The 26,737-nt window shown below is 63.6% G+C and carries 24 protein-coding genes; 21 read left to right on the top strand and 3 right to left on the bottom strand.

Going from position 1 to position 26,737, the window contains the following annotated elements:
* The first annotated feature begins 35 nt into the window (after positions 1 to 35).
* The 13 genes from NKJ28_RS10065 (at position 36) to NKJ28_RS10005 (ending at position 14,012) form a co-directional block, all read left to right on the top strand.
* Positions 36 to 1,163: a transporter substrate-binding protein gene (locus NKJ28_RS10065; protein ID WP_352635305.1), complete on the top strand. Its 1,128-nt coding sequence runs from the start codon at positions 36 to 38 to the stop codon at positions 1,161 to 1,163.
* Complete coding sequence (locus NKJ28_RS10060; protein ID WP_352455770.1) at positions 1,160 to 1,762, top strand: ANTAR domain-containing response regulator; 603 nt, start codon at positions 1,160 to 1,162, stop codon at positions 1,760 to 1,762. Before NKJ28_RS10065 ends, NKJ28_RS10060 begins: the two co-directional genes overlap by 4 nt.
* A 19-nt stretch (positions 1,763 to 1,781) precedes the next feature.
* On the top strand, positions 1,782 to 2,648 hold the full coding sequence (locus NKJ28_RS10055; protein ID WP_198023515.1) for an ABC transporter permease: 867 nt from the start codon (positions 1,782 to 1,784) through the stop codon (positions 2,646 to 2,648).
* On the top strand, positions 2,645 to 3,565 hold the full coding sequence (locus NKJ28_RS10050) for an ABC transporter permease (RefSeq protein ID WP_352635303.1): 921 nt from the start codon (positions 2,645 to 2,647) through the stop codon (positions 3,563 to 3,565). Before NKJ28_RS10055 ends, NKJ28_RS10050 begins: the two co-directional genes overlap by 4 nt.
* Before the next feature lie 32 nt (positions 3,566 to 3,597).
* Positions 3,598 to 5,241, top strand: coding sequence for an ABC transporter substrate-binding protein (locus NKJ28_RS10045; RefSeq protein ID WP_352635301.1), 1,644 nt, complete (start codon positions 3,598 to 3,600; stop codon positions 5,239 to 5,241).
* Positions 5,231 to 6,175: an acetamidase/formamidase family protein gene (locus NKJ28_RS10040; RefSeq protein WP_352635299.1), complete on the top strand. Its 945-nt coding sequence runs from the start codon at positions 5,231 to 5,233 to the stop codon at positions 6,173 to 6,175. Before NKJ28_RS10045 ends, NKJ28_RS10040 begins: the two co-directional genes overlap by 11 nt.
* Positions 6,172 to 7,968, top strand: a complete 1,797-nt coding sequence (locus NKJ28_RS10035) for an ABC transporter ATP-binding protein (protein ID WP_352635297.1) — start codon at positions 6,172 to 6,174, stop codon at positions 7,966 to 7,968. Before NKJ28_RS10040 ends, NKJ28_RS10035 begins: the two co-directional genes overlap by 4 nt.
* Positions 7,969 to 8,171: 203 nt before the next feature.
* Entirely contained in the window at positions 8,172 to 9,056 is an 885-nt protein-coding gene (locus tag NKJ28_RS10030; protein ID WP_031211068.1) for a dihydrodipicolinate synthase family protein, read from the top strand.
* A 39-nt stretch (positions 9,057 to 9,095) separates the two neighbouring features.
* Positions 9,096 to 9,755 carry a GntR family transcriptional regulator gene (locus NKJ28_RS10025; RefSeq protein ID WP_023674176.1) on the top strand — a complete coding sequence of 220 codons (660 nt, stop codon included), beginning with the start codon at positions 9,096 to 9,098 and terminating at the stop codon, positions 9,753 to 9,755.
* Positions 9,756 to 9,816: 61 nt separating this feature from the next.
* Positions 9,817 to 11,154: an extracellular solute-binding protein gene (locus NKJ28_RS10020; RefSeq protein WP_023674177.1), complete on the top strand. Its 1,338-nt coding sequence runs from the start codon at positions 9,817 to 9,819 to the stop codon at positions 11,152 to 11,154.
* 35 nt (positions 11,155 to 11,189) lie between these two features.
* Entirely contained in the window at positions 11,190 to 12,092 is a 903-nt protein-coding gene (locus NKJ28_RS10015; protein WP_352476784.1) for a carbohydrate ABC transporter permease, read from the top strand.
* Positions 12,093 to 12,914 (top strand): carbohydrate ABC transporter permease, encoded by an 822-nt coding sequence (locus tag NKJ28_RS10010; RefSeq protein WP_023674179.1) that lies wholly within the window; start codon positions 12,093 to 12,095, stop codon positions 12,912 to 12,914. It abuts the gene before it with no gap.
* Between the two features lie 39 nt (positions 12,915 to 12,953).
* Entirely contained in the window at positions 12,954 to 14,012 is a 1,059-nt protein-coding gene (locus tag NKJ28_RS10005; protein WP_352571378.1) for an ABC transporter ATP-binding protein, read from the top strand.
* A gap of 28 nt (positions 14,013 to 14,040) precedes the next feature.
* Here the strand turns inward: NKJ28_RS10005 and NKJ28_RS10000 are convergent, their stop codons facing one another.
* Positions 14,041 to 15,114 (bottom strand): Gfo/Idh/MocA family protein, encoded by a 1,074-nt coding sequence (locus NKJ28_RS10000; RefSeq protein WP_502902176.1) that lies wholly within the window; start codon positions 15,112 to 15,114, stop codon positions 14,041 to 14,043.
* A 60-nt stretch (positions 15,115 to 15,174) separates the two neighbouring features.
* Entirely contained in the window at positions 15,175 to 15,831 is a 657-nt protein-coding gene (locus tag NKJ28_RS09995) for a GntR family transcriptional regulator (RefSeq protein ID WP_352635294.1), read from the bottom strand.
* Between the two features lie 225 nt (positions 15,832 to 16,056).
* Between NKJ28_RS09995 and NKJ28_RS09990 the strand changes: the two genes are divergently transcribed.
* The gene (locus NKJ28_RS09990) at positions 16,057 to 17,214 is read left to right on the top strand and encodes an LLM class flavin-dependent oxidoreductase (protein WP_352571375.1); all 1,158 of its coding nucleotides are present in this window, start codon (positions 16,057 to 16,059) and stop codon (positions 17,212 to 17,214) included.
* Entirely contained in the window at positions 17,214 to 17,696 is a 483-nt protein-coding gene (locus NKJ28_RS09985; protein WP_023674185.1) for a flavin reductase family protein, read from the top strand. The genes NKJ28_RS09990 and NKJ28_RS09985 overlap by 1 nt, the downstream gene beginning before the upstream one ends.
* Here the strand turns inward: NKJ28_RS09985 and NKJ28_RS09980 are convergent.
* The gene (locus NKJ28_RS09980; RefSeq protein ID WP_352455781.1) at positions 17,681 to 18,748 is read right to left on the bottom strand and encodes a LacI family DNA-binding transcriptional regulator; all 1,068 of its coding nucleotides are present in this window, start codon (positions 18,746 to 18,748) and stop codon (positions 17,681 to 17,683) included. The two genes, NKJ28_RS09985 and NKJ28_RS09980, sit on opposite strands and share 16 nt — an antisense overlap.
* A 111-nt stretch (positions 18,749 to 18,859) precedes the next feature.
* Here NKJ28_RS09980 and bglB point away from each other — a divergent pair, with 111 nt between their 5' ends.
* The 6 genes from bglB (at position 18,860) to NKJ28_RS09950 (ending at position 26,732) form a co-directional block, all read left to right on the top strand.
* Complete coding sequence (gene bglB, locus NKJ28_RS09975; protein WP_352571374.1) at positions 18,860 to 19,960, top strand: beta-galactosidase BglB; 1,101 nt, start codon at positions 18,860 to 18,862, stop codon at positions 19,958 to 19,960.
* On the top strand, positions 19,957 to 20,790 hold the full coding sequence (gene kduI, locus NKJ28_RS09970) for a 5-dehydro-4-deoxy-D-glucuronate isomerase (protein ID WP_352635291.1): 834 nt from the start codon (positions 19,957 to 19,959) through the stop codon (positions 20,788 to 20,790). Before bglB ends, kduI begins: the two co-directional genes overlap by 4 nt.
* Positions 20,787 to 23,306, top strand: a complete 2,520-nt coding sequence (locus tag NKJ28_RS09965; protein ID WP_023674189.1) for a hypothetical protein — start codon at positions 20,787 to 20,789, stop codon at positions 23,304 to 23,306. Before kduI ends, NKJ28_RS09965 begins: the two co-directional genes overlap by 4 nt.
* Positions 23,307 to 23,395: 89 nt before the next feature.
* A complete protein-coding gene (locus NKJ28_RS09960; protein ID WP_352635289.1) occupies positions 23,396 to 24,664 on the top strand; it encodes an ABC transporter substrate-binding protein in 1,269 nt (422 codons plus the stop codon).
* Positions 24,661 to 25,683, top strand: a complete 1,023-nt coding sequence (locus NKJ28_RS09955) for a carbohydrate ABC transporter permease (protein ID WP_023674191.1) — start codon at positions 24,661 to 24,663, stop codon at positions 25,681 to 25,683. Before NKJ28_RS09960 ends, NKJ28_RS09955 begins: the two co-directional genes overlap by 4 nt.
* Positions 25,680 to 26,732: a carbohydrate ABC transporter permease gene (locus NKJ28_RS09950; protein ID WP_023674192.1), complete on the top strand. Its 1,053-nt coding sequence runs from the start codon at positions 25,680 to 25,682 to the stop codon at positions 26,730 to 26,732. The genes NKJ28_RS09955 and NKJ28_RS09950 overlap by 4 nt, the downstream gene beginning before the upstream one ends.
* Positions 26,733 to 26,737: the final 5 nt, after the last annotated feature.

Here is a 26,737-nt window from a genome sequence, read left to right as displayed (position 1 = left end):
GGTGGCTGCGGGGCATTGTCATTTTGAGGCATTGCTTGAAACGGCATATCGAGATCGGCATTCTCTATTCGCGGTCCGGCAACTACCGGCTGGTGTCCGAATCCTGCCGTGCGGGTGCGATGAACGCCATCGCCGACGTCAACGCCGCTCCCGCTATCCCATTCGAATTCATCCCGATCGAGCGCGACCCGCAGGGCAACATCGATCGGTATGCAAGCGGCTGCGCGGACATTCTCGCCAACAGCGGCGCGCGTCACATCATTGGCTGCATCACCTCATGGAGCCGCAAGGAGGTCATTCCAATCCTGGAGAGGGCAGGCGGCACGCTGTGGTACGCCTGCCCGTACGAGGGCTTCGAAGCCAACGAGCATGTCGTCTACACGCACGCCTGCCCCAATCAGCATCTCGTACCGCTGCTTGCCTATGTCGTGCCTCGTTTCGGCGCCGACGGCTTCCTGCTCGGTTCCAACTACATCTGGGGTTGGGAGACCAACCGCGTGGCGCGCGACCTGATTGCGGACGCTGGCGGCAAGGTGCTGGGCGAACGCTATCTGCCGCTCGGCGAGGTCGATGTTGCGCGGCTGATCGCGGAGATACAGGCGACGAGACCTGATTTCATTCTGAACAATCTCATCGGCCCTTCTTCTTATGCCTTCATCGCTGCCTATGCGGAGCTTGGCCGGCGCGACCCGCATTTCAGGCCGGAGCGTTGCCCGATCCTGTCCTGCAATCTCACGGAATGCGAATTGCCGGCGCTCAATGGGGCAGGCGATGGCCACCTTTCCGTTGGGCCCTATTTTCACGACATCTCGGGGGCGGATCGCGGTGCGGCTCCAGTGCCTTCCGTCATGCCGGCCTCATCCTTCGAGGCGGCGGCTTATGCCTCGGTGCGCATGCTCGCCGAGATCCTCACCCGCAACCCCGGTGCACAATGGACGGACCTTCCCAAGGTCTTTACCGAAACTTCATTTCGATCGCCACTGGGCGACATCGCCATCGACCCGCAAACCCAGCATGCTACCTTGCCGGTGCTAATCGGACGTATCGATGGAACATCGTTCAAAACGGTCACGCTGACGAAGGGCGTGGCACCCGATCCCTACCTTTCCCGCTATGACCGGACGGAGACGTTCGGGCGGCCACGCCTGCGGGTGGTGTCGTGAGCAAGATGGCGCGTATCCCGAACCTTGGAGGCGCCAGGGCTTTTGTCCTGCATCGTCCACATCCGACCGTGCAGGCGATCACAAGGCAATTGTCGGCCATCGGCCTTGAGGCGATTGGCTTCTGGCCGGAACTGCCGGCCGAAGCCTTGGCGGCGGACTTCGTCTTCTTCGACGTCGATCTCGGCTTTGACGAGCAATTTCCGTGGAAGCCGGGCGAGGCACCGATGCCGCTGATAGCACTGATCGGCTCCGAGGCGCCGGGGCGCGTCGAATGGGCATTGTCGCACAAGGCCGATGCGCAGTTGCTGAAACCGGTGGGCAATGCCGGCGTCTATAGCGCGCTTTTGATTGCGAGGCAGAGTTTCGAGGCGCGCAAGCTTCTGGCCAGCGAGATTGCCTCGCTTCGTCAGCGGGTCGCGGAGCGCCAGACCATCGTACGCGCGGTGGAGGTCTTGTCGAAGGGCGCCGAGGACGGCCGTGCCTATGCGCAGCTCCGCTCGCTGGCGATGAGCTGGCAAATCAGTGTCGAGGAAGCCGCGCGCAGGATCGTGGCGATGACACAAGAAGAAGGCGACGATGACCAATCCGATCGCGCCTGAGCTTTCGGCCGCCGGGCGTATGCCAGCCAAGCCTCGCGCCGGCGTCTGGCGACGTCTGCTAAAACGGCCTCTCGCTTTGCTCGGCCTCGGGATTATTGCCGTTGTCTTGGCCGGCGCCATTCTTGCACCGTGGCTGACAGGCTACGATCCAAACGAGCAGATGTTCGACGGGCTCACGCTTGAAGGCGCGCCACTGCCGCCGGGGGCCCAATTCTGGCTGGGCACCGACCTGCTTGGCCGCGACCTGCTGACCCGTCTCCTTTTCGGCGCGCGCACGTCGCTGATCATCGGCATCGTCGCCAATGGCGTGGCACTTCTGATCGGCACGTTGGTCGGCATCACGGCCGGCTATTTCCGCGGCTGGATCGGCAGCGCGCTTATGCGTTTCACCGATTTGATGATGGCTTTCCCGGCGCTGCTGCTCGCCATCTGCCTGGCGGCGGTGCTCCAGCCGAGCCTATGGATCGTCGCCATGGTGATCGCATTGGTGAACTGGGTGCAGACCGCCCGCGTCATCTACACCGAGACAAGTTCGCTCTCCGAGCGCGAGTTCATCGATGCCGAGCGCACCATCGGCGCAAGCGCCCCGCGCATCCTGTTTCGTCATATCCTGCCGCACCTTTTGCCGACGATCATCGTCTGGGGCACGCTCGGCATCTCGACGACGGTGCTTCTTGAAGCGACGCTCAGCTATCTCGGCATCGGCGTGCAACCGCCGACTGCTTCCTGGGGCAACATCATCTTCGAAAACCAAACCTATTTCCAGGCAGCGCCCTGGCTGGTTTTCTTTCCGGGTGCGGCGATCCTGGCGCTGGCGCTAGCCTTTAACCTGGTCGGCGATGCGCTGCGCGACATCCTCGATCCGACGCAAAGGGGGCGGGCATGATCGCCTATCTCGGCCGCCGCGTTGTCCAGTCCGTGCTCATCTTGCTCGGCGTCTCCCTGATCACCTTTGCGTTGCTCTATCTGCTGCCCGCCGATCCCGTCCGCCAGATCGCCGGCCGCAGCGCCACGCCCGAGACGGTCGAGAACATCCGCCGGCAGCTCGGCCTCGATCAGCCCTTCGTCGTCCAGTATTGGCACTATCTGATCAGTCTGCTCAGCGGCGATCTGGGGCGCTCCTACATCCAGCGCTCGGAGGTCACGGAGCTTATCGTCTCGCGGCTCCCGGCAAGCCTGCTGCTGATGCTCGGCGCAATTGCCTGCGAAGTCGTGATCGGGCTGACGATGGGCCTCATCGCCGCCGTCAAGCGTGGCACCGCCACCGACCAGTCGCTGATGGTCGCCTCCTTCGTCGGCGTCTCGGCGCCGCAATTCGTCGTCGGCCTGCTGCTGCTTTATGTGTTCGCGGTGCGGCTCGGCTGGTTCCCGATCGGCGGTTACGGCACCTGGCGTCATCTGGTGCTGCCATCGCTGACCATGGGAATTCTCGGTGCCGGCTGGTACGCCCGCATGATGCGCTCGTCGATGATCGACGTGCTGCGCCAGGATTACGTGCGTACCGCGCGTGCCAAGGGTCTTGCACGCAGCGCCATTATCTTCCGGCACGCGCTGCCCAACGCCATCCTGCCGGTCATCGCCATGATCGGCATCGACATCGGCATCTTCATGGGCGGCATCGTGGTTGTCGAAAGCGTGTTCGGCTGGCCAGGCATCGGCCAGCTAGCCTGGCAGGCCATTCAGCGCATCGATATTCCGATCATCATGGGGGTCACCCTGGTTTCGGCCTTTGCCATCGTGCTCGGCAATCTCCTGGCCGACACTGTCGCACCGTTCATCGATCCACGCATCAAGCTCAGATGAAAACCAAGAAAACCAGAGAAAGGGAACATGACATGAGAAAATATCTGATATCGACCGTGGCGGCATCGGCGCTTGCGCTGGTGCTTGGCATGACAAGCGTACGTGCCGAAGACGCCGTCGATCCGAATGCCAAGCAGGGCGGCGCGATCACCATCACCTACAAGGACGACGTCGCCACGCTCGATCCGGCCATCGGCTATGACTGGCAGAACTGGTCGATGATCAAGAGCCTGTTCGACGGGCTGATGGACTACGAGCCGGGCACCACCAACCTGCGGCCCGACCTTGCCGAGAGCTACGAGATTGCGCCCGACGGCAAGACCTTCACCTTCAAGCTGCGCCACGGCGTGAAGTTCCACAATGGCCGCGAGATGACCGCCGACGACGTGAAATATTCGCTCGACCGGGTCACCAATCCAAAGACACAGAGCCCGGGTGCCGGCTTCTTCGGCTCGATCAAAGGCTATGACAACGTCGCTGCCGGCAAGGCGGAAAGCCTGGCGGGCATAACCGTCGTCGATCCCTACACGATCAAATTCGAGCTGACCCGGCCCGACGCCACCTTCCTGCATGTCATGGCGATCAACTTCTCGCATGTCGTGCCGAAGGAAGAAGTCGAAAAATACGGCGCGGACTTCGGCAAACATCCGGTCGGAACCGGCGTCTTCAAGCTCGCCGAATGGACGCTCGGCCAGCGCGTGGTCTTCGAGCGCAACCCGGATTACTGGCACAAGGGTCTGCCGCATCTCGACAACATCACCTTTGAGATTGGCCAGGAGCCGATCGTGGCGCTGCTGCGGCTCCAGAAAGGCGAGATCGACGTTCCCGGCGACGGCATTCCGCCGGCGAAATTCCAGGAGGTGATGGCCGATCCCGAGCAGAAGGCCCGTGTCGTCGAGGGCGGCCAGTTGCACACCGGCTATATCACCATGAATACCACCATGGCGCCCTTCGACAACGTGAAGGTGCGGCAGGCGGTCAACATGGCGATCAACAAGGACCGCATCGTCCAGCTGATCAACAACCGTGCGGTGCCGGCCAATCAGCCGTTGCCGCCGTCGATGCCCGGCTATGACAAGGCATTCAAGGGCTATCCCTATGACGTGGCCAAGGCCAAGGCCTTGCTTGCCGAGGCCGGGCATCCCGACGGATTTGACACGCAGCTGTTTGCCATGAACACCGATCCCAACCCGCGCATCGCGCAGGCCATTCAGCAGGATCTGGCGGCGGTCGGCATCAAGGCCAGCATCCAGTCGCTCGCGCAGGCCAACGTCATCGCCGCCGGCGGTGACAAGGCCGGTGCGCCGATGATCTGGTCCGGCGGCATGGCCTGGATCGCCGACTTCCCCGATCCGTCGAACTTCTACGGCCCGATCCTCGGCTGCGCTGGTGCCGTCCCGGGCGGCTGGAACTGGTCGTGGTATTGCAACAAGGAGCTCGACGCCAAGGCGGCCGAAGCCGACTCCATCGTCGACCCGGCCAAGGCTGGCGAACGCGCCAAGATGTGGAGCGAGATCTACGGCAAGATCATGGAAGACGCGCCTTGGGCACCGGTCTTCAACGAGCAGCGTTTCACCATGAAATCAACCCGCATGGGTGGTGCCGACAACCTCTATGTCGACCCGGTCCACATCCCGATCAACTACGACAATGTGTATGTGACCGATGTGCAATAACTGCGACTACACCATCCACGGGCGCCACCATCATTTCGGCTGGGACAATTCCTTTGTCCCGGCCGAACGGGTGGCGCCAGGGTCGACGATCGAGTTCCAGTGCCTGGACTCGTCCGGCGGGCAGCTGACGATGGAGAGCACCGTCGACGACGTTGCTTTGCTCGACTTTGCCAAGGTGAACCCGGTCACTGGGCCAATCTATGTCGACGGGGCAGAACCGGGCGATGCCCTGAAAATCACCATCGAGGCGTTCAAGCCGTCCGGCTTCGGTTGGACGGCGAACATCCCGGGATTCGGTCTGTTGGCGGATGACTTCACCCAACCGGCACTGAATATCTGGAAGTACGACGCCGCCTCGCTCGAACCGGCGCTGTTCGGCAAGAGCGGCCGGGTGCCGCTCAAGCCCTTCGCCGGCACCATCGGCAATGCCCCGGCTGAGCCGGGTCTGCATTCGGTGGTCCCGCCGCGGCGCGTGGGCGGCAATCTGGACATCCGCGATCTCGCCGCCGGCACCGTGCTTTACCTTCCCGTAGAGGTCGCGGGAGCGTTGTTCTCGGTCGGCGACACGCACGCCGCGCAGGGTGACGGCGAGGTCTGCGGCACGGCGATCGAGAGCCCCATGAACGCCGTGCTGACGCTCGATCTGGTCAAGGATGCCCGGCTGCGGACGCCGCGTTTCACAACACCCGGTCCGGTGTCGCGGCATCTCGACGCCAAGGGCTACGAGGTGACAACCGGTATCGGGCCGGATCTGATGGACGGCGCCAAGAGCGCCGTTTCCCAGATGATCGACCTGCTCTCCGGCCGCTACGGCATGGATCCGGTAGATGCCTATATGCTCGTCTCGGTTTGCGGTGACCTGCGCATCAGCGAGATCGTCGACATGCCCAACTGGGTGGTTTCGTTCTACTTCCCCCGCTGCGTCTTTGAATGAAGGTGGAGGACATCAAACGATCCAGGCAGGCCGCCGCGGAGAGTGGCTCTGTCAGGCCGGTACTCAGCGTCTCAGGCCTGAGCGTCGCCGTGCGCGGCGAGGAGGGCGAGCGCGACGTCGTCTCCGACCTGACATTCGGACAGATGCGCGGCGAAACGCTTTGCATCGCCGGCGAGTCCGGTTCCGGCAAGTCGATGACGGCGTTAGCCATTATGGGCTTGCTGCCACAGCCGGCGGCACGCATCGGATCAGGCTCCATCCGGCTCGGCGATCAGGATCTCGCGGCTCTCAGCGAGAGCGGCATGCGCCGCATCCGCGGCGACCGTATTGCCATGATCTTTCAGGAACCGATGACATCGCTCAATCCGGTGCTGTCCATCGGCCGTCAGCTCACGGAGGCGATCGAGGCACACACCTCGATGTCGCGCTCCAACTCGCGGCTGAGGGCGCTCGAGGCGCTGAAGGCAGTCCGAATTCCGGATGCCGAACGGCGGCTCGAGCACTATCCGCACGAACTCTCAGGCGGCATGCGCCAGCGCGTGATGATTGCCATGGCTCTGGCCCTGAACCCGGACGTGCTGATCGCCGATGAGCCGACGACTGCCCTCGATGTCACGGTTCAGGGCGAGGTGCTGGAGCTGCTGCGCGACCTGCAGCGCGAGCACGGCACCAGTGTTATCCTGATCACGCACGACATGGGCGTCGTCGCCGAGATGGCGGACCGCGTCATCATCATGCGCGACGGCCGGATGGTCGAGCAGGGCAGGGCGGCTGACATCTTCAATCGCCCGCAGGCCGACTATACACGCGAGCTTCTGGCCGCCGTGCCGCGTATCGGCGGCGGACGGACGGCCGAAGACCGACAAGATGCCGCCAACATGCCGGCCGAGCTTGTATCTGTCAGCGATCTTCACGTCCGCTTCGACCTGCACGGCGGCTTCTTCGGCCGCGTTGACCGCAGGGTGCACGCGGTCGAAGGCGTGAGTTTCTCGATCGCGCCGCACGAAACCCTGTCGCTGGTCGGCGAATCGGGCTGCGGCAAGTCGACGACGGCCAAGGCGATCGCCGGACTGGTGCCCTTCACCGGCAGCATTTCAATCGGCGGCCACGACCTGTCGGCGCTCAGCCGCAAGGAGCGCAAGGCTGTCCGCCGCAATGTGCAGATGATCTTTCAGGATCCCTTCGCGTCCCTCGACCCGCGCATGCGGGTAGGCGATCTCGTCGCCGAGCCTCTGCTGATCCACGGCCTCGGCGACAGAGAGCAACGGCATGCCCAGATCGCCGCTCTGTTCGAACGCGTCGGCCTCTCCGCTGACCAGATGGAGCGCTATCCCCACGAATTCTCCGGCGGGCAGCGCCAGCGAATCTGCATTGCACGGGCGCTGGCGCTGCGACCAAAGCTGATCATTGCCGACGAGAGCGTCTCTGCTCTCGACGTGTCGGTGCAGGCGCGCGTGTTAAGATTGCTGAAGGAGCTGCAGCGCGAATTCGGCGTCGCATTTCTCTTCATCTCGCACGACATGGCGGTGGTCGAGAACATCTCCGATCGCGTGGCGGTAATGTATCTGGGGCAGATCGTCGAGATGGGCACCCGCGACCAGATCTTCTCCAACCCGCGCCATCCTTACACAAAGCGGCTGATCGAAGCCGTTCCGGTTCCCGATCCAAGCCGGCGCCGCGCCAGGTTCGTCCGTTTGGACAGCGAAATTCCAAGCGCTGTGCGGCGCATCGGTGACGAGCCTCGGAAACTCAAGCTCGAAGATGTTGGCGACGGTCACCTCGTCGCCACTTGATCGAGCTTAGGCTGCCTCGTCCAGCCAATCCCGCAGAGACTCGGGGACAGCTGCATATGTGATGTTCGAGCGGCGAAAATGATCGGCGATGGCGCTGCCGCGGCAGCGCCGTTCGGCGATGTCGAGTTGGCAAGATCACCCGTTTACATCTGACATGTTAGCGTGCTAACGCTACGTCCACATTGATTTCAACGGAGATCGCATTGGCTTCCCGCTTTGGTCTTTCGGTTGCCCTGACCACACCCTTCGACCCGTCGGGGCAGATAGCGCTCGCGCCGATGATCGCGCATGCCCGAGCCTGCCTTGGCGCCGGCTGCAGCAGCGCGACGCTGTTCGGCACCACCGGCGAAGGAGCCTCAGTCGGCACCGACGAGCGACGGATCGTCACCGAGGCCATGCTGGCGGCCGGTATTCCGCCACATCAGCTCGTCGCCGGAGTGCTGGTCGATGCAGCCGAAGATGCCGCCGATCAGGCCCGGCACGCTTTGCAGCGCGGCGTTCGCAACATTCTGCTCGCTCCGCCGAGCTACTTCAAGAATGTCGGCGAGGACGGGCTGTTCGGATGGTTTTCCGCCGTCTTCGCCGCACTCGGTCCGCTGGCGCGCGACGTGCTGCTCTATAACATCCCCTCAGTCACCATGGTGCCGCTCCCGCTTGGGCTGATCGGCCGGCTGCGCGCCGCTTTTCCCGCTGTGGTGGCCGGGGTGAAGGATTCCGGCGGGGACTGGAGCTACAGTGAGGCGCTGCTTGAGGCGCACGGCGATCTGGTGATCCTCATCGGCGACGAACGGCATCTGGCGAGAAGCGTCCGCCGCGGCGGACAGGGCGCGATTTCCGGCATGGCTAATTTTGTTACCGGCGAAATCCGGGCAATGGTCGAAAACGGGGGCGACGACCCACGCGTCGAAGACTTCGTGCTCGAATTGCTCAAATACCCGGTCACGCCGGCGGTGAAGGTCATGGTCGCGCGCAAGACCGGCGACGAGCGCTGGCTGGCGGTCCGCCCGCCCCTAGAGGCGATCGATCCACAGGGACAGCGGCAGCTTGCCGCTGCCTACGACAGGCTGTTTGCGACAGAGGCGGCCTGACCGACAAGGCCGGGCCGACCGACAAGGAAGCGAGCTGAAGTGGAAGACGGCAGCGAACCGATCACTCTCCGGGAGAAGGCCTATGCCAGCTTCACGCGGCATTTGCTGGCCCGCGATCTGCGGCCGGGGCAGTTCGTGTCACAGCGCGAACTGGTCGCTTTCACCGGGCTGCCGCTGGGTGCCATTCGCGAGATCGTCCCGCGTCTCGAGGCCGAGGGACTGCTGACCACCATCCCGCAGCGCGGCATGCAGATCGCGCATATCGATATCAATCTGATCCGCGAGGCGTTTCAGTTTCGGTTGTTCATGGAACGCGAGGCAGTGGCGCTATTCACGACCAGCGCTTCTGATGCCGAACTTGCCCGCATGCGGCGCGAACATGAAGAGATGCTGGCTCAAGCTCTCGGGCAGGCGCCGACGCCGGAAATGGAAGCCAAGGCCCAGAACATCGACTGGGCGATGCACGACACCTTCATCAATGCGCTCGGCAACGAGATTATCGCCAAGGCCTATCTGGTCAACTCGGTGAAAATCCGGCTGATCCACCAGGAGCGTTTCCGCATCGACGGTCGTGTGGTGCCGGTGATGCGCGAACATTTGGCAGTCATCGAAGCCATGGAGAGCCGCAATCCGCAAAAAGCGGTTGAAGCGATCAGTCTGCATATCGACAATGCGCGCCGGCTGGCGCTCCAGATCTGAGGAAATATAGCCGCGCCGCGGTTCGCGGCGCATCCACAACGACAGCAACCGGGAGGAAGAAATGTCGTCCAATCTGTTCAACCCAACCAGGAGGCAACTCCTTGCCGGAACCGCGGCGCTAACCGCTGCCGGCCTTGTGGGGCTTCGCCCCGGCTTTGCCGCAGGCGTTGACTGGAAACGCTTTGCCGGGACGACGCTTGACGTCAATCTGGTGAAAAGCCCGCGCAGCGACACCATCCTGAAATATCTCGCCGAGTTCGAGGAACTGACCGGCATCAAGGTCAATGCCGAGGCAACGCCCGAGCAGCAGCAGCGCCAGAAGACGGTGATCGAGTTGAGCTCGGGCAAGCCGAGCTTCGACGTCGTGCATCTGAGCTACCACGTGCAGAAGCGCCAGTTCGAGAAGGGTGGCTGGCTGGCCGATATCGCCGGCTATCTCGCCGATCCGTCGCTCACCGACCCGGCGCTGGTCGAAAGCGACTTCGCCGAAGCCGGCATGCTGTTTGCCAAGGACGGCCAGGGCGTGCTGCGCTCGCTACCGTTCTCGGTGGACTACTGGATCCTGTATTGGAACAAGGAGCTGTTCGAGGCCAAGGGCCTCAAATACCCAGAGACCTTCGAACAACTGGTGGCAGCCGCCGAAGCGCTGACCGACCCCTCGACCAATACATACGGCTTCGTCGCCCGCGGGCTCAAGAACGCAAACACGCCGGTGTGGACGTCGCTGATGCTCGGCTACGACATGACGCCGCTAGATGACAAGGGCAAGCTGCGCACCGAGGCTCCCGAGGCGATCGAGGCTGCCGCGCTCTATCAAAGATTGATGACCAAGTCCGCCCCTCCGGGCGTTACCGGGTTCAACTGGGCCGAAGCACAGTCGGCCTTCCTGCAGGGCAAGATCGGCATGTGGCTCGACGGCGTGGGTTTTGCCCCGCCGATGGAAAATCCGGAAAAATCGAGGGTGGTCGGCAAGGTCGGTTACGGCGTGATGCCCAAGGGTCCCAAGGCGCATGCCTCGGGCACCTTCGGCGACGGGATTGGCGTTACCGCCGCCAGCGAGAAGAAGGAGGCTGCCTATCTGTTCTGCCAGTGGGCGGTATCGCCCACCATGGGTGCACGGCTGTTGCAGGCCGGCGCCGGCGTTCCGTTCCGCAAATCCGTGCTGGAGGATCCCAAGGTGCGCGAAGGCGTCACCATGCCGGCAAGCTGGCTTGATGCCGTGGTCGGCTCGGGCAATATCAGTCGGCTGGCACTGCCGGTCATCATCCCCGTCACGGAATTCCGCGACATTTATGGCGTGGCGTTGACCAACATGATTGCCGGCGCCGATCCAGCCGCGGAGCTGAAGAAGGCCACCGAACAGTTCCAGCCGGTTCTCGACAGGAGCGAGCAGGGCTGATGTCGGCCACCACCCCAGAACAGACCGGGGTGACGATGCCGGTTATCGACGGGAGCCAGACGATCCGGCTGGCTCCCAACTACTGGCCTTTCGTTGTCCCCGCACTCGTCGTCGTCGGCGCCGTCATCGTTTTCCCGTGGGCTTTCACCCTGTGGATGAGCGTCAATCGCTGGACGCTCGGCCAGTCGCGGAGCTTTGCCGGGATGGAAAACTATCTCCGCCTGGCCAGCGACCCACGTTTCTGGGAATCCCTTGTTCATACGTTGACCTACACCTTCCTCTCGGTTGCAGCGCCGATGCTGCTGGGCACTCTGGCCGCCCTGATCTTCGATGCCAGGTTTCCGCTGCGCGGCTTGCTGCGCGGCGTCTTCGTCATGCCGATGATGGCGACACCCGTTGCCGTCGCACTGGTTTGGACAATGATGTTCCATCCTCAGCTTGGCGTGCTCAACTACCTGCTGTCGCTGGTCGGCATCCCGGCTCAGGAATGGATATTCAACGCCAACACGGTCATCCCGTCGCTGGTTGCGGTCGAGACCTGGCAGTGGACGCCGCTGGTCATGCTGATCGTGCTCGGCGGGCTGGCCTCGGTGCCGCGCGAGCCCTTCGAAAGCGCCGAGATCGACGGCGCCAATGCCTGGCAGCAATTCCGCTATCTCACTCTGCCGATGATCGCGCCGTTCCTGATGATCGCGGTCATCATCCGCACCATCGATGCGCTGAAGAGCTTCGACATCATCTACGCTATGACCCAGGGCGGGCCGGGCACGGCGTCGGAGACCATCAACATCTATCTCTACAACACCGCCTTCTCCTACTACGATATCGGCTACGGTTCGGCCATGGCCGTGGTGTTCTTCGTCGTCATCGTGGCCCTGTCTTTTGTCCTGCTGATGCTGCGCCAACGCTCGCAGTGGATCGATACGGAGGGCAAATAGATGAGTTCACGGCTGCTCAACCAGATCGGTCTGTTCTTCGCTGCCCTGGTTTTCGTCTCGCCGGCGATCCTGTTCTTCCTCTGGATGATCTCGCTGTCGCTGAAATTCGAGATCGACAACGGTGCCTATCCGCCGATCCTGATCCCCGAACGCTTCGCCTGGTCGAACTATGTAAAGGTGTTCGAGGAGAACAATTTCCTGCTCTATCTCTGGAATTCGGTTCTGGTGACCGGCACGGCGACCTTGCTGGCGCTGCTGATCGGCGTACCGGCCGGCTATGGCATCGCACGGCTCAAGGCTGAACGATCGGCGGTCGTCATCATGATCGCCCGCATGACGCCTGGGCTATCCTATCTCATCCCGCTGTTTCTGCTGTTCCAATGGATCGGGATACTCGGCACGCTGTGGCCGCAGATCATCATCCATCTGGTGGTGACGGTGCCGATCGTGGTGTGGGTGATGATCGGCTATTTCGAGACCACGCCGATGGAACTGGAAGAGGCGGCCAACATCGACGGCGCCAGCTCCTGGCAGGTTTTCCGGCTGGTTGCCCTGCCCATCGCCAAGCCGGGCATCGTCGTCGCCTTCATCCTGTCCGTGATCTTCTCGTGGAACAATTTCGTCTTCGGCGTGGTGCTCGCCAGCCGTGAGACGCGCACACTCCCGGTCGCCGTCTACAACATGCTGTCCTACGAGCAGGTCAGCTGGGGGCCGCTCGCCGCGGCGGCGCTGGTGGTGACGTTGCCGGTGCTGATCCTGACCATGTTCGCGCAAAGGCAGATCGTCGCGGGGCTGACCGCCGGCGCCGTCAAGGGCGGCTGAGGGCGCGTCCTGACATCACTCTTTTCCAGGAAAGATCCAATGGCATCGGTAACAATCAACAACGTGCAGAAGGCCTTCGGGGCCACCAAGATCATTCACGACGTCAGCGTCGATATCGCCGACGGAGAATTCGTCATCCTGGTCGGCCCGTCGGGATGCGGAAAATCGACGCTGCTGCGCATGATCGCAGGCCTTGAGACGATCTCCGGCGGGAAGATCGCCATCGGCGAGCGTATGGTCAACAATCTGCGGGCACGGGACAGGAACATCGCCATGGTGTTCCAGAATTATGCGCTCTATCCGCATATGACTGTGGCCGACAATATGGGCTTTGCCCTCAAGATCAAGAGAGCCGACCCGGCCGACACCGCTGGCCGGGTCCGGAAGGCAGCCGGCATCCTCGGCCTGGAAAAGCTGCTTGACCGCTATCCGCGCCAGCTTTCGGGCGGCCAGCGCCAGCGCGTCGCGATGGGCCGCGCGATCGTACGCGACCCACAGGTCTTCCTGTTCGACGAGCCGCTCTCCAACCTCGATGCCAAATTGCGCGTCCAGATGCGCGGCGAGATCAAGGCCCTGCACCAGCGGCTGGGTACCACGACGATCTATGTCACGCACGACCAGATCGAGGCCATGACGATGGCCGACAAGATCGTCGTGCTGCATGATGGCCTGGTCGAGCAGATCGGCGCGCCGCTGGACCTCTACGACCATCCGGCCAACCTCTTCGTTGCCGGTTTCATCGGCTCGCCCGCCATGAACTTCATCGCCGGCCGCATCGAGGAGGGCGTGTTCCGCAGCGCCGGCGGGTTGATCCTGCCGTTGCCGGAAGGCGCCCAGCCGGCGGATGCCGCAGGACGCGAACTCGTCTACGGCATTCGCCCGGAACATATCCGGGCGACGGGGCAAGGCGTGCCGGGCACGATCACGCTTCTCGAGGCGACAGGCTCGGAAATCTTCGCCAGGGTCGACTGCTCCGGTGAAGAAATTTCCTGCCTTTTCCGAGAAAGGCTTGCGCTCAAGCAAGGCGAAGGGGTGCGGATCGAGATCGACCGCGCATGTGCGCATCTGTTCGACGCAGCAACCGGTCGGCGCATCTGACTCGGTGGTCCGGTAATGCGTCGTCGGCCTAGGTCGGCAACGCGAATTCACCGGCGAGTTCGATGGCGCGGCCTTCGCGGGCCGATCTCTGGGCGGCAAGACCCATGACGACGGCCCACCAGCCGTCTTGCAAGGTCACTTCCACCTTGCCTTGTCCGCGCACCGCAGCGGTGAAGCGGGCGTGCTCGAAATAGGTCGAACCGTTATGGTCGCCTGCCTCGAGCAGCCGGGGGTCGACGGGAATCTCCAGCAGTCGTGGTCCAGGCGGATTGCGCGGACTAACGATCAACTGGGGCACTGGCGCAGGGCCAAGGTGGGTCGGCCAGAAACGGCCTGGTCCGGGCACCAGACATTCGATCTTTCCGTCGCCGCCGACAGCGCAGAGTTCCTCCTGGTAGCGGCTGCCCTCGGCAAACATGCACAGTTCCAGCATGGCGCGCGCGCCGCTCGCGAAATCAACCAGCACATAGCCATGGTCAAGGATATCTGGCCTCTCACCGCCATAGCGTTCGTCGAGATGGTTTACGGCCTGTCCAGCGCTCGCCATCACGCGGACGGGGTCCGATCCGAGGATCAGCCGCATCAGGTCGAAGAAGTGGCAGCACTTCTCGACGAACGTGCCGCCGGTGTTGCGGTTGAAGCGGTTCCAGTCGCCGACCTTGGCCAGAAACGGGAAGCGGTGCTCGCGGATCGTCAGCATGCGGATGCCGCCGGTGGCGTGGCGCGCCTGCTCGACGAATACGGCGACGGGGGGCATATAGCGATATTCCATGGCCACCCAGACGAGCGGAAGCCGAGCTTTCAACGCCGCGATCCGCCCCTCGTCGGCGCCCTCGGTGAAGAGCGGCTTTTCCACCAGTACCGGCAGTGGTCGAAGTGCGGCGATCTGCTCCATCTGACCGAGGTGCTGGTGGTTGGGGCTGGCAATCAAGACGCAGTCCACCTCATCCATGGCCAGCAGTTCGGCGATCGATGCCGCCGATCGCGCGCCCGACGCCGTCGCCAGCGACGCCGCCAACATGCCGGGGTCCGGCTCGACGATCGCGGCCACATGCGCATCGGGCAACAGAGCGATATTGCGGATATGCTCGCGGCCCATCATGCCGCAGCCGATGATGCCGTAGCCGATCGATGATCTGGTCACGCTGCGTCTTCCTCCGGCCTATCTGAAACGCGTGACGTACCGCGCCGCGCCCGGATCGAACCAGCTGCGGGAATATTCCGCGCTGGCGCCGTCGCCAGCCCAGGCGATACGTTCTATGAACCCCACGACCGTCCCCGGCGGTGGCCTGAATTCGAGCGGGGCCCAGTCCGGGGCGGGTGCGACGGCAACATGGTCTTCGGCGCGAACGATTGAAAAGCCGAGCGCGAGCCGGTAGTGGAGATAGAGGGATTCCGACAAATCCTGGCGCTTGAGCCGCTCGGCGCGGCTGACGTCCAGCCAGATCTCCTCGACCGCGGCCGGCTCGCCGTCGAGCCGCCGCAGCCGGCGTATACGGTGGGCTTCGCCGGAGCTGCCGAATTGCGGCAGGTCGGCGGGCTTGGGCAGCCGCTCGACGGACAGCACGTCGGCGCTCGGCAGGCCGCCACCGCCGATGCGCTCCAGGCGAAAAAAGGCATAGACCCCGAGCAAGTCGCCGCGCGCCCGCACATAGTTACCCGAGCCCTGGATGCGGTCGAGAAGGCCCTTTTCGGTCAAATCTGCCAGCGCCCTCCTGAGCGTGCCGACGGCAATCCCGAGGCTCGCGGCCATCTCGCGCTCGGGCGGCAGCCGCGCCCCGTCGGCCAGCCGTCCGGCCACGATTTCGCGGATCAGCATTTCGCTGGTCTGCAAGTGCACAGGCAAGGGCCCACGCATCTGGCTGGATCGGTGGCCGGGGTCAGCCCTTGTCAAATGCATCCCGCGTTCCAATCACATCCCGGTTTCGGGTTCGCTCAAATTGATACAGTATTGATCTACAACAAAACGAATGCTACGCAAGCCCTATTCGCAGCTCCGGACCTCTTTGAAGAATGGCCCGGGCTTCTTTTTTGAAGAGTGGCAATGAGCATCGTCCCAATCACCTCGCCGGATCTCGATGCAGCCGAAGTCTCGTGGTTCGCCGCACTCTGCTCGGACGACTATCGCTATCTCGGTGTGCCGGACGGCGCGTTGCGCTCGAGCTGGGCGCATTGCTCCGAGATCGTGAAGACGTCCGAGGAACTAGGTTTCCGCAACATCTTGTGTCCGTCGTCCTATCAGGTCGGCCAAGACACGCTGAGCTTCGTAGCCGGCTGCGCGCCGATCACCTCGAAGATCAATCTGCTCGCCGCTGTGCGCTGCGGCGAGATGCAGCCGATCATGCTGGCGCGCACGATTGCGACGCTGGATCACATGCTGGAAGGCCGGCTGACGGTGAACATCATTTCGTCTGACTTTCCGGGCGAGACGGCCGACAGCGCCTACCGTTATCAGCGTTCGCGCGAGGTTGTGCAGATCCTGCGCCAGGCCTGGACCAGGGACAGCATCGATTTCGAGGGCGAGGTCTATCGCTACAAAGGACTCTCGACGGCGCCAGCGAAGCCCTATCAGCAAAATGGCGGCCCGCTGCTCTATTTCGGCGGTTATTCGCCCGACGCGCTCGAGCTTTGCGCCGAACAGTGCGATGTCTACCTGATGTGGCCGGAAACCAGGGAGGAACTTGCCGGCCGCATGAAGGCCGTCCACGAACGCGCCGAGCGCCATGGGCGGACGCTCGACTACGGCCTGCGCGTCCACATGATCGTGCGCGATACCGAGGCCGAGGCAAAGGAATATGCCCGGGAGCTGGTTTCGAAGCTGGACGACGAGCAGGGCAGGGCGATCCGCGAGCGCGCGCTCGACGCCCGATCGCTCGGCGTATCGCACCAAGCCAGGAACCGCCAGATCGCCGATGCCGAAGGCTATGTCGAGCCGCATCTGTGGACGGGCGTCGGGCGGGCGCGCTCTGGTTGCGGCGCGGCGCTCGTGGGCTCGGCCGATCAGGTTCTGTCGGAAATCGAGACGTATATGAAGATGGGGATCCGCGCCTTCATCTTTTCCGGCTACCCGCATCTCGACGAGGCGCGTCATTTCGGCACCAAGGTGTTGCCTCAGCTCAAGACATGCTCGCTCCCGCACGCCTATGGCCGGGTGCCGGAACGGATCCCGGCGACACCACTGGGAACGGGGGAGCGCCGCTGATGGAGCATGTCGTGTGCGATCCACGCCTTTTGCGCAATGCCTTCGGGCGCTTCGCCACCGGCGTCACGGTCGTCACCACCGGCACGGCCGACGGCCCGGTCGCAATCACTGCCAACAGCTTCTCATCCGTGTCGCTCGATCCGCCGCTGGTGCTCTGGTCTATCGGCCGCCACTCGCGCCGGTTCGAAGCCTTCGCCAATTCCGCGCACTACGCCATTCACGTGCTGGCGGAAGATCAAATCGATCTGTGCTGGCGTTTTTCGAAGTCGGGGACGGACTTTGCCGATCTTGACCTGTCGTGGAGCGAGCACGGCGTGCCATTGCTGCCGCGCGCACTGGCGCGGTTCGAATGCAGCGTCGCCGACCGCTTCCCGGCTGGCGACCATATGATCCTGCTTGGACGTGTCCTTGAACTGCAGACGCAAGAGGGTTTGCCGCTGCTCTTTGCTGGCGGCAAGTCGCGCGCTCAAGAGGCCAGTTGATGACCGCCGGCGCCGCTTCGGGCTGGTGCCGTCGACTGGCGCACCACGAGATTGCAGGCAAGTTCGACGCGACGCGGCGGCGACCCCGAATGGGCCATATCGTCGAGCAGCAGGCTAAGCGCCGCCGATCCGATCTCGCGCATGGGAATGTGCATCGCCGTCAGCGGCGGGTTGCAGAAGGCAGCGAGCGGCAAGTCGTCCATACCGACCACGGACACATCGCCAGGCACCGAATATCCGGCCTCCTGGACGCCGGCGATGGCACCAAACGCCAAGCTGTCGCCGGCCGTCAGCACGGCGGTGAAATCGAGGCCACGGGCCGCGATGCGCTCGGTCACGGCCCTGCTCGCAAGTTCCGGCAGCCAGTCCTGCACCTCAACCACGAAGTCGTCGAAGCCGGCAATTCCGGCTGTGATCAGCGCGTCGCGCCAACCTTCGTAGCGCCGCTCGATCGTGCGCCGGCCACGCCGCATCAGGAACAGGATGCGGCGGTGGCCGAGGCCGATCAGATGCTGCGCCGCAAGCATGGCGGCAGAGCGATTGCAGGGCGTCACGCTCGAATGGCGCATCGAGGGATCGTCGCCGTTGACGAGCACGATCGGCTTGGCGAATCCGGCTGTCAGCGTCAGCACATCGTCATCGTCCAGCGTCAGAAACAGGCAGCCGGCGACGCTGTCGTCGCGCTCGGATTCACGCAGCAGCGCGATTTCGTCCTCGGGCGCCGAAACCGGCCGGGTCACGAGTTCGACGCCCAGCAACCGGGCGCGCTCGTTGAGTCCATCAAGGACATGGTAGGTGAACTGATTGCGGGCACTGTCCACCATTGCCACGCTGCTTGCGGCCAGGATGACCTTGCGGCCGGCAACCGAGGCGGGAATGGCATAGTTCATCGACTTCGCCGTTTCGATGATCCTGGTGCGAAGCTCGTCCCTCACGCCGCCGACACCGCTCAGCGCACGGGAGGCGGTGCTGACCGACACGCCGCAACGCGCCGCGATCTCCTCAAGTCGAATGCGGCGGCTGGGGCGGCCGCGCTTGCCCTGGATATTCATCCACTCGGTCACCTCCGGCAAAGTCATCCGATTAATGCAAAAAATTTTCAGATTGCGCAAGAAAAATGGCTGTGAAACAGTTCTGATGAAGCGGGAGAAACGGGAGGAGTGATGCCGCTATCGGCCGAACGCCTGAATTCCGCGCTTGCCAGCCTCGTGGCGGGCATGACCGGCTTGCGTCATGACGGGCGGTTCCATGAGCCGAATCTCGACGGCACGCCGGGCGATTATGTCAGCTTCGACAGCTGGGAATGGCCGCAAGGCGTCGGGCTCTACGGGCTGGTTCGGCTGTGGGCGCAGACCGGCGACGATCGGCTGCTGCAGACGATCGAGGCCTGGTACGACCGACGCATCGCTGCCGGTCTCCCTGCGATGAACGTCAACACCACCGCGCCCCTTTTGGCGCTAAGCGAATTGTGGCGGCGCCGGCGCCAGCCGCGCTTCGAGCCGGTGCTGCGCGAATGGGCCGAGCGCGTGGCCACCGCCTTGCCGCGGACGCCCGAAGGCGGTTTCCAGCATGATGTTTCGGACCGGGTCAATGACGACGAATTGTGGGACGACACGCTGTTCATGGTGGCGCTGTTCCTCGCATCCTACGGCCAGGCTGCCGGCCAGCGTCGCTTCGTCGAGGAAGCAGAAAGGCAATTCCTGGTCCACGCCCGTTATCTCGCTGACCCGGCATCAGGGCTGTGGTTTCACGGCTGGACGTTCGCGGGACGGCACAATTTCGCCCGCGCGCGTTGGGCGAGAGGCAATGCCTGGATTACCGTCGGCATCCTGGAACTGGTGGAGTTCGCCGAAATTGCACCTTCGGTCCGGGCCTATCTGCTCGGCGTGCTGGACACGCAGATCAACGCCCTGCTCGAGGTGCAGGCAGGTTCGGGCGCATGGCACACTCTGCTCGACGACCCGACATCTTACGAGGAGATTTCCGCCACGGCCGGCTTCGGCTACGGGTTGATGAAGGCCGCGCGGCTCGGAATCGGCTCGACAGAGTGCCGTGCCGCCGGCCTCCGCGCCTTGGAAGCCGTGGTGGCCAACATCGATGACAAAGGTGTGGTGGCGAACGTGTCCTATGGCACACGCATGGGCGCCGACCTGCAGTTCTATCGCGATATACCCATCCATCCGACGGGCTACGGGCAGGCGCTGGCCATTCTGTGCCTGACCGAAGGGGCGCGGCATCTGCAGTCGAAGGTGGAGGCGGCATGATGCGGGCGCTCTATGGCGCGTCGCCGGGCGATATTGCCGGCATGGACACGGACCGGCTGAGGGCCGAGTTCCTCGTCGACGGCTTGTTCCGGCCTGGCGCGATCGAATTCGTCTACACCCATGTCGACCGCATGATCGTCGGTGGCGCGGTGCCGCTGGCCAACCCGCTGGCATTCGGCAACGGGGCCGAAGTCGGCACCCCGCTCTTCTTTGACGCGCGCGAGATGGGCATCGCCAATCTCGGCGGCAATGGCGCGGTCGCGGTGGACGGCCGGCGCTTTCACGTGGCTAACCGCGACATCGTCTATGTCGGACGCGGAGCGCGTGAGGTGACGCTGGAGAGCGACGATCCGGAGAGGCCGGCACGCTTCTACATGAACTCGGTGCCGGCCGGCGCCAATGTTGCGCACCGTCTCATCGTCAGCAGCGAAGCCAAGCCGCTTGTGCTCGGCGAGGAGGCCCGCGCGAACAGGCGCACGCTGCGCATGTACATCCATCCCGAAGTGGCCCCGTCCTGCCTCTTGCTGATGGGGATCACCGACCTCGCGCCGGGCAGTGTGTGGAACACCATGCCGCCGCATCTGCATGAGCGGCGCATGGAAGCTTATTGCTATTTCGACCTCGCCGAGGCCGACCGTGTAATCCATCTGATGGGCCGGCCAGACAAGACGCGCCACCTGATGGTCGCTGACGGCGACGTCGTCCTGTCGCCTGCCTGGTCTATCCATATGGGTGCCGGCACCGGCCCCTATGCCTTCGTCTGGGGCATGACCGGCGAGAACCAGGCCTACACCGATGTCGATCCAGTTGCCGTGAAGGATTTGCGATGAGCGAGGCCGCGCAAAGCGTTCGGACGGACTTTACGCTGCGCCGGCCGCTCATGGCGGGGCAGCCAATCGTCTATTGGCGGCTCGGGTCTATCGCCGAGCAACGCTACGACGTGGCCGACCAGCCCATGCAAGGCGAGATGGATCCCTTCTTCTTCCTGACCAAGCACAAGAATTTCATTCCCCATGAATATCCGTGCCGCACGCAGTTCGCAGCGGAACGACGCGGCAAGCGACCACAGGTCAGCGCCGAATTCGGCGCCGAGCGCATCTGGCTGCCCTTCGCCTCGCCGCGCATCGACCTATCGGGCTTCTGGTTCCGGCCGACGGTGCTTGGAACCTGGGCCGAGACCACCATCGAGGCGGCCTCGACTGGCGAGGCGCTGGTGCGGCTGCGCACATGCGGCGGCGCCACACTCTTTGCCAATGGCGAGGAAGCCGGCTGGATGGCGCCCTACGGCCGCAACCTGGAAAGTGCAGAGCATTTCAAGATCGCGCTGAAGGCTGGCCGCAACGACGTCCGGATATGGTTCGACGATCTCGCAGAGCGCGACGCCCGCTACTATTTCCAGCTCGATTATCTATCCGGTCCGGCTGCTTCAGTGGCACTGCCGATCGAAGTCGAGAGCGGCGTTGCCGATGCGATGGAAGCAGCCCTTGACGACATGCATTTCGACCGTCCCGCCTATGACGGCGGCGAGGTGGCGCTCGTCACCGGCGTGGCCCTGCCGCGCGACGCGCAAGTCGAGATCGAGATCGAAGGCGATTTCATGTCGATCGAGACGCCGGTGCGCTTCGCCTTCGATCTGCCGGCGGGCCAGACGCGGCTGCCGATCGCCGATACCGAGCAGCTGCCGGCCGACTTTCGCCATTTCAAGGTGGCGCTGACGGTCGCAGACCATTCCGTATCGCGTGTCTTCGGCGTCGAGATATGCCACGCGCGCCGTCAGGGCGATGCGCCGGAAACGCTTACCGCGCGTATAGATGAAGCCCTGCGCGAGGTCGCCGGTCACGCCGAGGCCGACACCGTGCGCGCGCTGGCGCGCCTGGCGATCGGGCGGCAGGGCGCCGAGACCGACGCCATGATCTCTGGCACGCTGCCGGCGATCGAGGATTGTCACGATTGCGCCGACTTCATCCTGGTGCCGCTGCTGTGGTGCCGCAAGGCCTATGGCGATCGGCTGGAAGCGAGCCTGCGCGCGCGCGTCGACAACGCCATCCTCGGCTATCGCTACTGGATGGACGAGCCCGGCAATGATGTGCAGTGGTACTTCTCCGAGAACCACGCGCTGCTCTTCCACACCGCCGCCTATATTGCCGGGGGCCTGTTGCCTGATGTGCGGTTCGTGCGGTCGGGCCGCCTTGGCCGCGAACAGTCCGCGGTTGGAGCCGCGCGTGTACGCGCCTGGCTCGACCATTTCGAGGCATGGGAGATGGCCGAGTTCAACTCGGCGCCTTATTTCCCGATCGACCTCAAGGGCCTGTGCGCGCTTTACGCGCTGGCCCCGGACAAGGACATCGCCGAACGTGCCGGCAAGGCAATCATACGCCTGCTTGAAATCGTCGCCCGCTCGGCGCATCGCGGCATCCTCACCGGGGCGCAGGGCCGCTCCTATGAGCACACGCTGCGCGCCGCGCGTTCCCTGGAATTATCCGGCATCTGCCGCATGCTTTGGGGCAAGGGCAACTACGGCATGCGCTTTCACGCGCTGCCGCAGCTGGCATTGTGCCTGCGGGATCACGATTTGAGCGTTCCGGACGGGTTGGCAGCAATTGCTTCCCTCACCGACGATACGGCGTGGGAATGGACTTTTGCGCAGGGACAAGACCGCTTCGCGCGGCTCTACCACTACAAGACGCGCGACCATGCGATGGGCAGCGCCGCTGGCTACCGCTGGAACCAATGGGGTTATCAGGAGACCGTCATTCACGCCCGGCTGGGCAAGAATCCGGATGCGCAGATCTGGATCAACCACCCCGGCGAAGTGCTGCAGTCGGGATATGGCAGACCATCATATTGGGGTGGCTCAGGCACTTTGCCCCGGCTTCACCAATACCGCGACCTCGCCGTCGTCAGCTTCTTCTGCTCGGATGAACAACCCGACTTCACGCACGCCTGGTTTCCCGCACGTGCCTTCGATGCCGTGCAAGTGGGTGGCGATCGGGCGTTCGCGCAATCGGGCGACGCCTTCGTCATGCTGAAGACGGATGTTCCGCTCACGCAGGTAGTGGCCGGCCCGACGGCCGGCAACGAGTTGCGGGCGGCGGGACGCAGGACGACATGGATCATTCGCCTCGGTGACCAGAATGCCAATCGGCCGGCCCTCGACGCCTGGACTGCCGTTTTTGGGGACCTGTCGGTGCGGTCGGGTCCCGGCGGCGAGTTGATCGTCGAGGATCCGGAATACGGCACGGTGCATTTCCTCGCCGACGCAAGGATCGTGGCTGAGGGACGTACACTCGATCCGGCCAACTGGACCGTGCGCGGTGAGGCGATGCGCATGAAGCACAGAGAGTAGGGAGGAGATCGGCTGCGACGCTCAAGAGGAGGAGGGCGTAGCAGGCTTGAACCATCGGGGCGCCGCCCCGCTAAAGGAGGAGACGAAGCATGAATAAGACCCGCACTTTGCTGGCCGCGCTATCGGTCAGCCTGCTCGCATCGACCAGCGCGTTTGCCGGCGACGTGCGCATCATGTGGTATTCGGACGGTGTCGAGGGCGATGTCATCCAGGACATTCTGAACCGCTTCATGAAGGACAATCCCGACATCCACGTCACGCTCGACAACGTCGCCTACAAGGTGATCCAGGAGCAGTTGCCCATCCAGCTCGAAGCCGGCCAGGGTCCGGACATCGCCCGCGTCACAAACATCAAGGAGCTTGCCCAGCACTGGCTCGATCTCAGGCCACTGGTGGCCGATCCGAAATATTGGGAGGACAATTTCGCTGACACGCTGGACTGGATGCGCCCCGACGGCTCCAACGCCATCCCGGGTTTCATGACCCAGCTCACGCTCACCGGCGGCTTCGCCAACAAGACGCTGTTCGAACAGGCCGGCGTGCCGCTGCCCGGTGACAAGGCGACCTGGGACGACTGGGTCAAAGCCGCCGCCGAGGTGGCGAAGAGCCAGCAGCTTCCGGCTGCCTTCGCCATCGACCGTTCCGGTCACCGCATTTCGGGTCCGAATGTCTCCTTCGGAGCGAACTATATCGGCCCCGATGGCATGCCGGCGAAAGTGGACGACGGCACCAAGGCTTTCGTCGGCAAGCTCGTCGACTGGACCGCCAAGGGCCTGATGCTGAAGGATACCTGGGTTTCGGCGGCAGGCTCGACCTATCGCGCGGCCGCCGACGACTTCATCAACGCCCAGATCCCGTTTTATTATTCGGGTAGCTGGCAGGTCGCCAATCTATCGACCAAGATCGGCGATAGTTTCGACTGGGTGGCGACCGGCTCGCCTTGCGCTACCGCAGGCTGTTCGGGCGTGAAGGGCGGCGCGGCGCTGGTCGCCATCAAATACACGAAGAATCCCAAGGACGTCGCCAAGGTCATGGATTATCTGGCCCGTGAAGACGTGGTAAAAGAGTTCAGCGAGCGCACGCTGTTTCTGCCCGCGCACAAGGGCGTCGTAGACAAGGGCGGGCTGAAATGGGTCTCGGCCGACAAGAACGTCGGTCCGGCGCTCGACAAGTTCGTCAAGGCGGCGGGTGAAACCCTGCCGGCGGCCGATGCGCTGCCGCCGTGGAAGTGGGCCAACGCTTACTTCGCCGCGCTGGTGACGCGCGTCAGCCAGGTGATGGCCGGCGAGCTCAGCCTCGACGATGCCTGGGGCAGGATCGACCAGGATATCGCCGACAAGGTTGCCGAGGCGAAGTGACCGCCGCCGCGACACTGAAGGCAGGGATTGGCGCCGCCCTCGCGGCGCCGGTCGTGTGGCTGGCGTCGATCGTCAACGTGCCGCTGAAGTTCTGGCAGCGAGCGACGGGCACCGGCGGCATGGCCGCGTTCTTCCTCGCCCCAAACATGGCGATCTTCGGCATTTTCGTCCTGGTGCCGATGATCATCAACTTTTTCTATTCGGCCACGTCGGGAACGGCCTACTTCCTGCAGGACCGAACCTATGTGGGGCTCGAGCAATATCAGCGCCTGCTCGATTGCGGCAACTACCTGGACACTGCCACTTGCCACGAGGATCTCTTCTGGAAGGCCGTGCACAATACCGGCCTGTTCGTCGTCGTGCAGGTGGCGCTGATGACGGTCGTGTCGATGGCGACAGCGTTGATCCTCAACCGCGAGATCGTCGGGCGCAGCTTCTGGCGCGCGGTGTTCTTCTTTCCGGTGCTGTTGTCGCCCGTCGTCACCGGCCTGATCTGGCGTTGGATCCTGCAGCGCCAGGGCCTGCTCAACCTGATCGTCCATGATCTGGGCGGCGAGCCGCACAACTGGCTGACAGACCGTTTCTGGGCTTTCACCGCCGCGGTCAGCGTTTCGGTTTGGGCACATATGGGCTTCTATACGCTGATCTTGCTTGCCGGATTGCAGGCGATCCCGCGCGACCTTTACGAAGCGGCCGAGATGGACGGCACGAAGCCGGCGCGGGTGTTCTGGCGCATCACGCTGCCGCTGCTGATGCCGAATCTGCTTGTCGTTATCGTACTGGCGCTGATCCGCGCTGTGCAGATCTTCGACGAAGTCTATGTGCTGACGGGTGGAGGGCCGGGAACCTCGACCCTCTATATCACGCAGTACATCTATGAGATCGGCTTCGCCTCCCTGCTGCGCAACCCGGGGCTGGCTTCGGCGGCTTCGATCCTGATGGGGTTGGTGCTGGTCGTGCTCACCTTGGTTCAGCTGCAGGTCGGACGCCGGGGTGAGCGGAAAGGAGCCCGCGAATGAGCGGCGTGATGACATTCCTGACCCGCCGGCGCGGCGGTCGCGGCTGGCACTGGACGGATATCGTGAGCTGGCTGTGGCTGCTCGGCGGCGTTGTCATCATGTTCGGCCCGGCCGTCTGGCTGGTGGGTTCGTCATTCAAGACGCCGGCACAGCTCGCCGAGTTCCCGCCGACCATAATGCCTTATGTCAGCCAACACGCGAGGGTCGAAGGCTATGACAAGCCGCTGACCCTCTACAGGGTGAAGTTGCCGGATGGTTCGACCAAGGTGCTGGCCGAGGTGCGGCGCATCGGCATCGTGGCGCAAATGGTGGATCCGCAGGCGCCGAACGATATCGTGAAGGTCAACATCGCCGACCGGCAGCCGGTGCGCGAAATCGGCTTCGCGACGGAGAATTACACCGAGCCCTTCGTCCATTTCGACTTCCTGCGCTATCTGCGCAATTCGGTTTTTGTGACGGCAATGGCAACGCTGATCACGCTGCTCACCAATTCGATGGCCGCCTTCGCCTTGTCGAAATACAAGTTCCGCGGTCGCGATCTGACGATGCTTGTGATCGTCGGTACGCTGATGGTGCCGCTGTCGGTCATCCTGGTGCCGCTCTATTCGGTGGTGGGCGCCGTCGGACTGCTCGATTCGCTGTGGGGCGTGATTTTGCCGACCGTGGCGACGCCAACCGGCGTCTTCCTGCTGCGCCAATATATGCTGACCATCCCCGACGAGCTGCTCGATGCGGCGCGCATGGACAACGCTTCCGAATGGCAGATCTACTGGCGCATCGTATTGCCGCTTGCAGCACCGGCGCTCGCCGTGCTGGCGATCTTCTCGGTCGTCTGGCGCTGGAACGACTTTCTGTGGCCGCTGGTGGTGCTGTCGCGCAAGGAACTCTACACACTCCAGGTCGGCCTCAACACCTATGCCGGCCAGCTAAACGTGCAGTGGCACTACATCCTGGCGATGACCGTGGTGACGATGATCCCCGTCGTCCTCGTCTTCGTCTTCCTGCAGCGTTACATCACTTCCGGCATTGCCGGCACCGGGCTGAAGTGAGGATG

It is taken from the genome of Mesorhizobium sp. M0145 (genome assembly GCF_040322355.1).
GTDB lineage: Bacteria > Pseudomonadota > Alphaproteobacteria > Rhizobiales > Rhizobiaceae > Mesorhizobium.
The sequence above is the reverse complement of the archived record's forward strand: the minus strand, read 5'-3'. Positions and strand labels throughout refer to the sequence as shown.